Genomic DNA, 11569 nt, shown 5'->3' with positions numbered 1-11569 from the left:
ATGCCCCGAGGTGTTACTTGCCCCCTGTCACCCTTGCAATGGAAACAGCCATGTTACTTCTTGGATTGGAAAGCAGCTGCGACGATACCGCCGCCGCGCTGGTACGCCAGATGCCGGGTCAGCGCGCCCAAGTGCTGTCCTCCGTCGTTGTGGGGCAAACCGAATTGCATGCCTCTTTTGGCGGTGTCGTCCCTGAAATCGCAGCACGTGCCCATGCTGAAAAACTGGACCTCTGCGTCGAAAAAGCGCTGGCCGAGGCCGAGCTGTCTTTGGCAGATGTTGACGGTTTTGCCGTGACTGCGGGACCGGGCCTGATTGGCGGCGTTCTGTCGGGGGTGATGTGCGCCAAGGGGCTGTCGGCGGCGACGGGCAAGCCGCTGTACGGGGTGAACCATCTGGCCGGCCACGCGCTGACGCCACGGCTGACCAATGATGTGCCCTATCCCTATTTGATGCTGCTGGTGTCGGGCGGGCATTGCCAGTTTCTGCTGGTGCATGGGCCGGACCGGTTTGAACGACTGGGGGGCACCATCGATGACGCGCCGGGCGAGGCTTTTGACAAGGTTGCACGCCTGATATCGCTGCCGCAACCGGGCGGGCCTGCGATTGAACAGGCGGCCAAGGCGGGGGACCCCAAACGCTTTGCCCTACCGCGCCCCCTATTGGATCGGCCGGATTGCGATATGTCATTCTCGGGGCTGAAAACGGCGGTGCTGCGCACGCGGGACAAGGTGATTGACGAAAAAGGCGGGTTGAGCGTTCAGGATCAGGCCGATCTGGCTGCCGGTTTCCAGGCTGCCGTCACCGATGTGCTGGCCGAAAAGACCCGCCGCGCCTTGCGGAAATATCTGGACCATGCGCCTGCTGTGCGCAGTCTTTGTGTCGCGGGTGGGGTCGCTGCGAACAAGGCAATAGGCCACGGATTAGAGACTGTTGCGCGTGAAGTAGACTGTGCCTTTATCGCGCCGCCGCTGTCGCTGTGTACCGATAATGCCGCGATGATCGCCTTTGCCGCGATTGAACAAAGCCATCTCCGCGGCCCCGATGATCTGACCCTGTCGGCCCGACCGCGCTGGCCGCTGGACACAAGGCAGCCCGCCATGTTGGGCAGCGGCAAAAAAGGAGCGAAAGCATGAGCATTGCTGTTCTCGGCGCTGGCGCCTTTGGCACCGCGTTGGCGATTTCTTTGGCTGGAAAGGGCGCGGTCACGCTGTGGGCACGGGATGCGCACGGCATGGGGCAAAGCCGTGAAAACACCGCCCGCCTGCCCGGTTGCCCCCTGCCAAAGGGATTGTTCGTCACCGAGGATCTGGCAGAAGCCGCCAAGGCCCAGACCTTGCTGGCGGCGGTGCCGATGCAAAAGCTGCGTGGTTTCCTGACCGAGAACGCCACAGCGCTGGATGGCAAGACCATCGTCGCCTGCTGCAAGGGGATCGAGCTGAACACCGGTCTAGGCCCTGTCGCCGTGATCCGCGAGGTGCTGCCGAATGCCACGGCTGCGATCCTCACCGGACCCAGCTTTGCCGCCGATATCGCACGGGGGTTACCCACGGCGTTGACGATTGCCTGTGCCGACAAGCCTACCTGTGCTGCTCTACAACAGAGCCTAACAACGGCAAACCTGCGCCTTTATCGCACCTCTGACACTGTGGGTGCCGAACTGGGCGGGGCGCTCAAGAACGTCGTGGCGATCGCCTGCGGTGCCGCAATCGGGGCCGGTCTGGGCGAAAGCGCCCGCGCCGCCGTGATGACCCGCGGCTTTGCCGAGATGCAGCGGCTTGCCGCGCATCACCATGCCGATCCCGTGACACTGGCGGGGCTTTCCGGCTTTGGCGATCTGACACTGACCTGTACATCGACCCAGTCGCGGAACTACCGTTTGGGGCTTGCATTGGGCCGGGGGGAACCCTTTGACAGCGCCACCACCGTCGAAGGGGCCGCCACCGCGCGCGCCGTGGATACGCTGGCGCAAGACAACGGGCTGGACCTGCCTATCACCGCCGCCGTTGCAGGTCTGGTCGAGAACCGCTTAGATGTGGCAAGCGCGATGAAAGCGCTTTTGACCCGCCCCTTAAAGGAAGAATAACATGTTGGTTGCCCTTATTGCCAAAGACAAAGCTGGCGCGCTTTCAGTGCGTCAGGAAAACCGCCCCGCCCATGTCGACTATCTGAAATCAACTGGCGTCGTTGCCCAAGCCGGCCCGCTGCTGGATGATGCCGGTGATATGATCGGGTCTTTGGTCATTCTGGATGTGGCAGATAAAGCCGCAGCACAGGAATGGGCCGACAATGATCCATATGCCAAAGCAGGACTGTTCGCCGATGTGCAGCTGATCCCGTGGAACCGGGTGATCGGCTAATGGCCTACTGGCTGTTCAAATCCGAACCCTCGACCTGGGGCTGGAAGGATCAGGTCGCCAAAGGCGCGGCAGGCGAGGAATGGGACGGCGTGCGCAACTATCAGGCGCGCAACTTTATGCGCGAGATGGCAGTCGGCGATCTGGGGTTCTTTTACCATTCGCAAGGGGAACGCGCGATTGTCGGCATCGTCGAAGTCTGTGCCGCAGCGCATCAGGACAGTTCGACCGAGGATGCGCGGTGGGAATGTGTTGATATCAAAGCCCTGCGCCCGTTCGAGGCACCTGTGACACTGGACGATATCAAGGCCGATGGCCGGTTCGACGATATGCCCTTGGTCAAAAGCCCGCGCCTGTCAGTGCAACCTGTCACGCCGGAACAATGGACCGCGATCTGCGCGATGGGGAACACCCAAAGTTAGACCCTATCAAGAGATTTCGATACGGAAAAACGCCCGCTTGGCAAAGCGGGCGTCTCATATTCAATGCACTAGAATTTACCCGTAAACGGATTCTTTGCCAAAGTGTTTGGTCAGCATATAATAGACCACGGCGCGGTATTTGTTTCGCTCGGACTTTCCGTAGGTTTCCACGGCTTTGTGAATACCGTCCATCAGGTCAGGGCTGTCAGAGAGGCCGAGCTTTTTCATCAGAAAGTTGGCTTTTACCAATTCAAGCTCGCTTTCTTGTGACGCGGCGATGGTTTGGGCGTCGGCGTTATAGATCGACGGACCGCAGCCGATGGTCACTTTTGTCAGCAGGTCCATGTCTGGTGTCATGCCGCATTTCGTTTTCAGATCGTCAGCGTATTTTTCGATCCATTCGTCTCTCTTGCCCATAGGGTGTCTCCAACCGTTGATGTGACCGGTAGCTCCGGCCTTGGGTCAAAGCCTAGAGCGGTTTTGGCGCGTTCGAAAGAAATTTTTCCCGCAACACTGGTCCTGCGCCGTTTCCGGCGCAACCTGTGCCCCCGTCATTTAGCTGTTCAGGAACCTTCAAAAAGTTGCCAAAAAATCGGACCGCCCCTCACTTTAAGGTGTCATACTGCGCTGTTAGACGCATAGGCTAAGCGAGCGGAGGGACCGAGAATGTTTAAGCGATATGCCATCTATTATACGCCGCGCACGGGGGATTTTGCCCAGCGGGGTGCTGCGTGGTTGGGCTGGGACCTGCAGGCGGGGATACCGGTCGCACATCCCGCCGTTGAAAATATGGACATTGCCAAATTGACCGACCGGCCACGAAAATACGGGCTGCACGGGACGGTCAAAGCCCCGTTTGAGCTGACAAAAGCGTCGACCGAAGCGCAGCTCATCGCGGGCGTTGCGACCTTCTGCAAAGGTCAGGCACCGGTGCAGCTTGACGGGTTAGCGTTGTCGCAGATCGGGCGGTTTCTGGCGCTGGTGCCGCAGGGGGATACCACCGCGCTTGGCAGTCTTGCGGCCACGACCAATGTCGTGCTGGATGCGTTCCGTGCGCCTTTGTCCGAGGCAGAGTTTACCCGCAAGAATGCGCCCCACCTCACCGATCAGCAGCGGATTTACCTTAAAAACTACGGATACCCGCATATTATGGAGTATTTCCGGTTTCACATCACCCTTACGGGCCCGCTTGCGTCCGACCAGTTAACGCCCGTCAAAACGGCTCTGCAGCGCTATTTAGGGACAGATATTCCCGCCCCCTTTATCATCGACAGCCTGACCCTATGTGGCGAAGATGCCGATGGGCGTTTCCACAAAATTGAACGCTTTACCCTTGGGGGATGACAAATGAAAAACGCCGCCTGAACAAATATTCAGACGGCGTTTCATCGAATGCAATACGCTGGTTTAGTAGCGGTAGTGTTCCGGCTTGAACGGGCCTTCGGGTGTTACGCCGATATAGGCGGCTTGTTCGCTGGTCAATTGGGTTAGCTTCACACCAATACGGTCCAAGTGCAGGCGTGCGACTTTCTCGTCCAGATGCTTGGGCAGGATGTAGACCTGATTTTCGTATTTGCCGGTGTTTTCCCACAGTTCGATCTGCGCCAACACTTGGTTGGTGAAGGAAGCCGACATGACAAAAGACGGGTGACCGGTCGCGTTGCCAAGGTTCAGCAGACGGCCTTCGGACAGCAGGATCAGACGGTTGCCCGAAGGCATCTCGATCATGTCGACCTGTTCTTTGATGTTCGTCCACTTGTGGTTCTTCAGCGCGGCGACCTGGATTTCGTTATCAAAGTGGCCGATGTTGCCAACGATCGCCATGTCCTTCATCTCGCGCATATGCTCGATGCGGATCACGTCTTTGTTGCCGGTGGTGGTGATGAAGATATCGGCGGTGTCGAGCACGTCTTCCAGCAGGACGACTTCGAACCCATCCATCGCGGCTTGCAGCGCGCAAATCGGGTCGGCTTCGGTCACTTTTACGCGGGCACCGGCACCGGCCAGCGATGCGGCAGAGCCTTTGCCAACGTCGCCATAGCCGCAAACAACGGCAACCTTGCCGGCCATCATCACGTCGGTGGCACGGCGGATGCCATCGACCAGCGATTCACGGCAGCCGTATTTGTTGTCGAACTTCGACTTGGTGACGCTGTCATTCACGTTGATCGCAGGGAAGGGCAGCTGGCCTTGCTTCACCAGATCGTACAGACGGTGCACGCCTGTGGTGGTTTCCTCGGAGACTCCCTTGATCTGGTCGCGCATCTTGGTGAACCAGCCGGGGGATTGCGCCATCCGCTTTTTGATCTGTGCCTTAATCGCGATTTCTTCTTCCGATGTCGGGACAGAGATCACGTCTTCGCCAGCTTCTGCGCGGGCACCCAACAGGATGTAAAGCGTCGCGTCGCCACCATCGTCGAGGATCAGGTTCGGGCCTTCGGGGAACTGGAAGGATTTATCCAGATAGTCCCAGTGCTCTTCCAGCGACTGGCCCTTGATCGCGAACACGGGCGTGCCGCTTTCAGCGATGGCCGCAGCGGCGTGGTCTTGGGTAGAGAGAATATTGCAGGACGCCCAGCGCACATCCGCACCAAGCACGACAAGCGTTTCGATTAGCACGGCGGTCTGGATCGTCATGTGCAGCGAGCCCACGATGCGTGAACCGGACAGCGGTTTGCTTTCGCCATATTCGGCACGCAGCGCCATCAGGCCGGGCATTTCGGTTTCCGCAATATCAAGCTCTTTGCGGCCAAAGGCAGCAAGGCTTATGTCTTTAACGATGTAATCGTTGGCCATCGGGGGCATCCCTTTTCAAAAGATCGGCAATGTTTCTATATTTGAAAAGGGCCGTAGCACTTTGGGGGAGTGATCTCAACGGTGGTGGTTCGCCGTCACACGAAACGGTTACTCTGCCGAGGCGACGACCATTTGATCGGTCTTCATGCCCGCCATCCAGTTTTGACCCTGCGCCGTCACGCACGCCATCCCGTTCGACAGGGTTTTCACGGCAGACCATGTACCAGTATTGTCCGACGCCCAGATTTGAACGGCGCTGTCATCCTGTCCTTCGACCGGTGTTTCGCCGTACCAGTCCACCAATGACGCCTTGAGCTCTTGCGCGGGCATACAGACGTCGCTGGCCAAGGCCGGCGCGGCAACAGCCCCGAGGCCAAGGGCAAGTGTGAGAGCGGAAATTACAGGTTTCATGATCGTCTCCTTCGTGGGAAGAACACGATGAACCCGCAAATGTTCCACGTGAAAAAAGGCAGAATAACACAATGGCGCAGCAATCGCGTGCATGGCAACGCATGTTATCCGGTCGCAGGCTTGATCTGCTGGACCCGACGCCGGTCGATATAGAGATCGAGGATATCGCCCATGGGCTGGCCTTTGTGGCGCGTTGGAATGGTCAGACGCGGGGGGATTTCGCCTATTCCGTGGCTGAACATGCCCTGCTGGTCGAAACCCTTTACGGGCGGATGAACCCCAAGGCTCCGGCGAAATGGCGATTGGCCGCCTTGCTGCATGATGCGCCGGAATATGTGATCGGGGATATGATCTCTCCGGTGAAAGCTGCAGTCGGGCCGGAATATGGCGCACTGGATGACCGGTTGATGTCCGCGATCCACATCCGCTTTGGTCTGCCCGCAGCGCTGCCCAAATCGGTCAAGCAGCAGATCAAACGTGCCGATAAGGTCAGCGCTTGGATGGAGGCGACGCAGATCGCCGGTTTCTCGGAGGCAGAGGCGTCCAAGTTCTTTGGCCGGCCCAAGCCCGAGGTGATGGAGGGGCTGTCCATCGTGCTGCGCCCGCCGGTGGAAACGCGCAATGACTTCACCGCGCGGCATCTGGATTTGCTGGGCGCGCTGTAATGGTCAAGGTCCGCCCCTCTATCGCGCTGGATGCGTCCAGCATGGCGCAGCTGTTAAACGAGATTGTCACCATTGGCGGCACCACCGCGATGACGCGCCCGGTCACCGGTAAGGATCTGACCGAATGGATGGCCACCAATGCCGACCAAAGCGCATGGCATGTGGCGCTGGATGACCAAGAGAACGTCGTCGGTTTTCAATGGATCAGCCCACACCCTAACCTGCCGCCCGAGGCCTGCGATATCGCGAGCTTTGTGCAGGTCGGTCGCACAGGTCTTGGCGTCGGGTCCGCGCTGTTTAATGCCACGGCACAGGCGGCGGAACGGCTGGGCTATGTCTGGATCAACGCCACGATCCGCGCTGACAACGACGGCGGGCTGACCTATTACCAAAGCCGCGGGTTTCGCGATTGGCACTTTGACCAAGGTGTCACGCTTGCCTCGGGTCAGGTCGTGGACAAGATCAGCAAACGGTACGACGTCTAGCGCCCTATTGCGGTGACCGTTTTGCCAGAATGCGCTGCAAGGTCCGGCGGTGCATATTCAGCCGCCGCGCGGTTTCGGATACGTTTCTATCGCAAAGCTCGTAGACACGCTGGATATGTTCCCACCGCACACGATCCGCGCTCATGGGGTTTTCCGGTGGCGGCGGCAAGTCATCGCCCGTGGCCAACAGCGCGTTCACGATGTCATTGGCGTCAGCGGGTTTTGACAGATAATCCGTCGCGCCGATTTTGACTGCGGCGACGGCGGTGGCGATGGCCCCGTATCCCGTCAGCACCACAACCCGCGCATCGGGGCGCTTGTCGCGCAACACCTCGACCACATCCAACCCGTTACCGTCCTGCAACCGCAGATCAACCACCGCATAGGCCGTGGGCCGTGCAGTCGCGATCGCAACGCCAGCGGCGACAGAGCCCGCGGTCTCTACCTCGAAACCCCGTTTTTCCATCGCTTTGGCCAGACGGCGCAGAAATGGTTCGTCGTCGTCCACCAGAAGGAGGGACCGATCCTCGCCTAGGTCGAGCGTATTTTCCTGAACCATATCATGCTCCGCTGGTTGAATGTTGTACCCGACTTTATCCAGATATGTGGCGCGAGCATAGGGAGGTCAAATTTTCTACTGGTTGTCCACAAAGCACGCGACCTTGTCGGCCAACTGCTCTGGCGGGACATCGCGGCGAAAGAAGTCGACGAAACCGTCTTCGGGCATCACCAGATAGCTAAAGGTCGAATGATCCACGAGGTAGTCTTCCCCTTCATCCTCATGCGCCTTGTAATAGGTGCGGTAGGCATCGCTTGCCGCTTTGACCTGTGCGGGCGATCCGGTCAGGCCGATCATCTTGGGGTGCATGTTGGCGGCGAAATCCCCAACAACTTCAGGGGTATCTCGGGCGGGATCGACCGAGATGAACACCGGCGTTGCAGAAATACCGCGCGCTTCCAGTTCATCGACGGCGCGGGCGTTCCGGTCTACGTCCAGCGGGCAAACATCAGGGCAGAAGGTATAACCAAAGTAAACGAGGCTGGGTTCGGTGATCACATCCGCGTCCGTCACGGTCTGGCCTTGCGCATTCACCAGCTCGAACGGGCCGCCCAATTCGGCACCACCGGCCACGGCAGAGTTTTTGCACTGCGCGTATTTGTCGCTGTCGCCATCGGACCGGTAGACGAGCATCAAGGACACCGCCAAAAAGGCCAGAACGACCAGCACCGCACCAATTGCCATTACTCTTCTCATATTCATTCTCCTGCGCGGTTAGGCGCTCTTGATCCCGGTCGGACACAGACCTACGCTTTCCCTCTATCAACGTAATCTACATTTTGAAAAGGTGCGCCGATGACGCAGGCCGCTGACATTCCCGTGGGGAGAGGCTTGGGCAAGGGTGCCCGCGCCAACTGGATCAGGCTACGCACCATGATTGTGCTGCGGTGGGTGGCGATTGCGGGACAGCTGACGGCGATCACTGTGGCGCAACGCATCTTTGGCCTGCAGTTGGAACTGGGGCTGTGTTATTTGGCCATCGGTGTGTCGGTCCTCGGGAACCTGATCGCCATTCTTGTCTTTCCCGAAAACAAACGTCTGTCTGAATACGAAAACCTGCTGATGGTGCTGTTCGATCTGGTGCAGCTGGCGTTTTTGCTGTTCCTGACCGGCGGGCTGCATAATCCGTTTTCGCTGCTGCTGCTGGGGCCTGTGACCATCTCTGCCACGGCGCTAAGCCTGCGGTCGACCATTGTGCTATGCGGTACGGCGATTGTGCTGGCGACACTGCTGGCACTTTTCCACCTGCCACTGATTACAGCTAACGGCGGGCGGCTGGAACTGCCAAGCATCTTTATCTTTGGCATCTGGATTGCACTGGTAATCGCGATTTTGTTCTCTACCGCCTATTCGCGCCGCGTTACGACGGAAATCCATTCGATGGCCGACGCCTTGGCCGCGACGCAAATGGCGCTGGCGCGGGAACAAAAGTTGACCGACCTTGGCGGCGTGGTGGCTGCCGCTGCACATGAACTGGGGACGCCCCTTGCCACGATCAAGCTTGCCAGTGGCGAGCTTTGGAACGAACTGCAAGACCAGCCTGAACTGGCAGAAGACGCGGCCTTGATCCGCGATCAAGCGGACCGGTGCCGCGATATTTTGCGTAATATGGGGCGTGCAGGCAAAGACGATCTGCACCTGCGACAAGCCCCGTTGATGACTGTTCTGGAAGAAGCCGCCGAACCGCACCGTATGCGTGGCAAAACCTTTACCTTTACCCTTGGCCCTGATGCGGGTGATGTCTCCGACCAGCCCGCGATCCTGCGCCGGCCCGAGGTTATTCACGGGCTGCGTAACCTGATGCAGAACGCAGTCGATTTTGCCGCAACGACAGTCTGGGTCGAAGCCAACTGGACCGATACCGTGATCTCGGTTCGTATATTTGACGATGGTGCCGGTTTCCCGCCAGATATCCTTGGCCGTATCGGAGACCCGTTCATGCGTCGGCGGCGGTCTGACCCAAAGGCTGCGCAGCGGCCCGAATATGAAGGTATGGGGCTGGGGCTGTTCATCGCAAAAACCCTGCTGGAACGATCCGGTGCGGAGCTGCGCTTTGCCAATGGGCCCGAAACCGCACCGCGCACCGAGACGCCTGTTGGGGCTGTGGTCAAAGTGACCTGGCCGCGGGCGAAGATCGATGCCGACCGCGGTGACACGCCGCGCGCGACGGGGGAAAATACACAATTTTCATGGTAAATCTTTCACGAATAGAGTGTCAGCGCGCTCTGGGACAAAACCCGCCGATCTCTGGATCGGTTAATAAACCATTAACTCTTTTGGCGCTTAACTTAGCAGAACCCTAAGGAAATGAGTCTCGCCGTGGCTTCCACATTTGACATCGCGCTTGTGATAATGGCCATCCTACCCAGTGGCTATGTCGCCTATCTGTGGCTCAATAGCCCTGAACGCAAGGATAAGCCCGTCCTGCAGGGCGAACCCGAGCTGTCATACCTGTTCGACCACGGCGTGTTGCAGCATGCCTCTAGCGCGGCGCAACAGTTCTGCCCGCTGGAAGCAGGGCACCATGAATGGCCCGATTTATATCACAATATCTTGCCGCGTTTCGGGCTATTCCCGGACAAGCCCCCTTCCACCGGCGAAGGCCAAATGATTGTCGCGGCGACTGATCCCAAAATCCAGACAATGCTGCGTATCAACTGGGACAAACACCTGTGTCGGGTCGTTGTGCTAGATCCCAAAGACGTCGGCGTTGACCTGCGGTCAGAGGCAGAGGTCACGCTGTCGCGGGTGCGCTCTGATGTTTCTGTGCCGCTTTGGCACACGGATCAACACCACCGACTGCTGTGGTACAATGATGCCTACCACAAGCTTTTTAACGTCTCCCACCCGACGCTGGCTATCGAAAGCAGGGCGCTGTTTCCTGCGGACTTCAGCAATACGACACACCGCCTTGCGCTGCGCGATCAGACAACCGGCGCGAAAAACTGGTATGCCGTGACCCATAGCCAGTCACGCACCACCAATTGTTACCAAGCGATTTGCATCACACCCCTGATCCGCGCCGAGGAAGCACAGCGTAACTTTGTCCAGACCTTGACCAAGACCTTTGCCCAACTGTCGATCGGGCTCGCTATATTTGATCGCAAGAACCAGCTTGTCCTATTCAATCCAGCCCTCATCGACCTCACCGGCCTTGGGGCGCAGTTCCTGAGTGCCCGCCCCGAAATCCAGACCTTTTTTGACAAACTGCGCGAAACACGCAAAATTCCCGAACCCAAAAATTATGCCTCATGGCGCAATACCGTATCGGAATTGATAAGCGCCGCGCATGATGGCCGCTACGAAGAAATCTGGTCGCTGGAGTCCGGTCAGACGTTTCGCGTCAAAGGCCGTCCCCATCCCGACGGTGCCACGGCCTTTCTGATCGAAGACATCAGCGCGCAGGTCACCCAGACCCGCAGCTTCAGGGCCGAACTGGAACAGGGCCAAGCCATGCTGGATACATTGGATGACGCCATCGGCGTATTCTCATCCTCGGGGGTTTTGACGTTCTCGAACAGAGCCTACCAAGAGCTCTGGAAGGTCGAACCGGATGCGGCCTTTGCCGATATCACCATCCATGATGCAATTCAGGTCTGGAAACGGCGGTCCGCGCCCAACCTGCCGTGGGAGCAGATACAGGGCTTTGTGGAAAACAGGGACGATCGCCTGAATTGGAGCATGCCGCTGTATCTCGTCGATGGGACCGAGCTGACCTGTCTGTTCTCACCGATCCTCGACGGAGCCACGCTGATCCGTTTTCACCAACCGAGAAAACATCCCGCAGAAATCGAATATTTCGACCGCGCGAAAGCGCCACAAGATACCTGATCCCCGCTTTCGCCTTGCGGCGCACCACCGCAGCCAAGTAACC

At 58.6% G+C, this 11569-nt stretch carries 14 protein-coding genes; 9 read left to right on the top strand and 5 right to left on the bottom strand.

Annotated features, from left to right (window positions below; translation table 11 throughout):
- Nucleotides 1–38 precede the first annotated feature (38 nt).
- From tsaD to GLP52_RS12340, 4 genes are read left to right on the top strand one after another with little or no spacing between them, the layout of a single operon-like run.
- Nucleotides 39–1136 carry a tRNA (adenosine(37)-N6)-threonylcarbamoyltransferase complex transferase subunit TsaD gene (gene tsaD, locus GLP52_RS12355; protein ID WP_237272695.1) on the top strand — a complete coding sequence of 366 codons (1098 nt, stop codon included), beginning with the start codon at nt 39–41 and terminating at the stop codon, nt 1134–1136.
- On the top strand, nt 1133–2086 hold the full coding sequence (locus GLP52_RS12350) for an NAD(P)H-dependent glycerol-3-phosphate dehydrogenase (protein WP_093732817.1): 954 nt from the start codon (nt 1133–1135) through the stop codon (nt 2084–2086). The genes tsaD and GLP52_RS12350 overlap by 4 nt, the downstream gene beginning before the upstream one ends.
- Nucleotide 2087: 1 nt before the next feature.
- Nucleotides 2088–2360: a YciI family protein gene (locus GLP52_RS12345; RefSeq protein ID WP_093732816.1), complete on the top strand. Its 273-nt coding sequence runs from the start codon at nt 2088–2090 to the stop codon at nt 2358–2360.
- Complete coding sequence (locus GLP52_RS12340) at nt 2360–2779, top strand: EVE domain-containing protein (RefSeq protein WP_093732815.1); 420 nt, start codon at nt 2360–2362, stop codon at nt 2777–2779. The genes GLP52_RS12345 and GLP52_RS12340 overlap by 1 nt, the downstream gene beginning before the upstream one ends.
- Before the next feature lie 75 nt (nt 2780–2854).
- Here GLP52_RS12340 and GLP52_RS12335 read toward each other — a convergent pair whose 3' ends face one another.
- Nucleotides 2855–3196, bottom strand: a complete 342-nt coding sequence (locus GLP52_RS12335) for a DUF2853 family protein (protein WP_093732814.1) — start codon at nt 3194–3196, stop codon at nt 2855–2857.
- Between the two features lie 249 nt (nt 3197–3445).
- Here GLP52_RS12335 and GLP52_RS12330 point away from each other — a divergent pair, with 249 nt between their 5' ends.
- Entirely contained in the window at nt 3446–4123 is a 678-nt protein-coding gene (locus tag GLP52_RS12330) for a DUF1045 domain-containing protein (RefSeq protein WP_093732813.1), read from the top strand.
- Nucleotides 4124–4186: 63 nt separating this feature from the next.
- On the opposite strand, the gene ahcY is transcribed toward GLP52_RS12330, so the two are convergent.
- Both ahcY and GLP52_RS12320 read right to left on the bottom strand, forming a co-directional pair.
- Entirely contained in the window at nt 4187–5575 is a 1389-nt protein-coding gene (gene ahcY / locus GLP52_RS12325; RefSeq protein ID WP_237273556.1) for an adenosylhomocysteinase, read from the bottom strand.
- A gap of 108 nt (nt 5576–5683) precedes the next feature.
- Nucleotides 5684–5986 carry an S-adenosyl-L-homocysteine hydrolase gene (locus GLP52_RS12320; RefSeq protein ID WP_167354523.1) on the bottom strand — a complete coding sequence of 101 codons (303 nt, stop codon included), beginning with the start codon at nt 5984–5986 and terminating at the stop codon, nt 5684–5686.
- Between the two features lie 71 nt (nt 5987–6057).
- Here GLP52_RS12320 and GLP52_RS12315 point away from each other — a divergent pair, with 71 nt between their 5' ends.
- Both GLP52_RS12315 and GLP52_RS12310 read left to right on the top strand, forming a co-directional pair.
- Nucleotides 6058–6651, top strand: coding sequence for an HD domain-containing protein (locus GLP52_RS12315; RefSeq protein ID WP_093732811.1), 594 nt, complete (start codon nt 6058–6060; stop codon nt 6649–6651).
- The gene (locus tag GLP52_RS12310) at nt 6651–7136 is read left to right on the top strand and encodes a GNAT family N-acetyltransferase (protein ID WP_237272544.1); all 486 of its coding nucleotides are present in this window, start codon (nt 6651–6653) and stop codon (nt 7134–7136) included. Before GLP52_RS12315 ends, GLP52_RS12310 begins: the two co-directional genes overlap by 1 nt.
- 4 nt (nt 7137–7140) lie before the next feature.
- Here the strand turns inward: GLP52_RS12310 and GLP52_RS12305 are convergent, their stop codons facing one another.
- Nucleotides 7141–7695 carry an ActR/PrrA/RegA family redox response regulator transcription factor gene (locus GLP52_RS12305; RefSeq protein ID WP_093732809.1) on the bottom strand — a complete coding sequence of 185 codons (555 nt, stop codon included), beginning with the start codon at nt 7693–7695 and terminating at the stop codon, nt 7141–7143.
- A gap of 75 nt (nt 7696–7770) precedes the next feature.
- Complete coding sequence (locus GLP52_RS12300; RefSeq protein ID WP_208596034.1) at nt 7771–8391, bottom strand: SCO family protein; 621 nt, start codon at nt 8389–8391, stop codon at nt 7771–7773.
- A gap of 99 nt (nt 8392–8490) precedes the next feature.
- On the opposite strand from GLP52_RS12300, the gene regB reads away from it, so the two are divergent.
- Entirely contained in the window at nt 8491–9891 is a 1401-nt protein-coding gene (regB, locus tag GLP52_RS12295; RefSeq protein WP_237272543.1) for a sensor histidine kinase RegB, read from the top strand.
- A 123-nt stretch (nt 9892–10014) separates the two neighbouring features.
- Nucleotides 10015–11526, top strand: a complete 1512-nt coding sequence (locus GLP52_RS12290) for a PAS-domain containing protein (protein ID WP_237272542.1) — start codon at nt 10015–10017, stop codon at nt 11524–11526.
- The last annotated feature ends 43 nt before the right edge of the window (nt 11527–11569 follow it).

The organism is Sulfitobacter sp. M22 (genome assembly GCF_021736025.1).
Classification (GTDB): Bacteria; Pseudomonadota; Alphaproteobacteria; order Rhodobacterales; family Rhodobacteraceae; genus Sulfitobacter; species Sulfitobacter litoralis.
The sequence above is the reverse complement of the archived record's forward strand: the minus strand, read 5'-3'. Positions and strand labels throughout refer to the sequence as shown.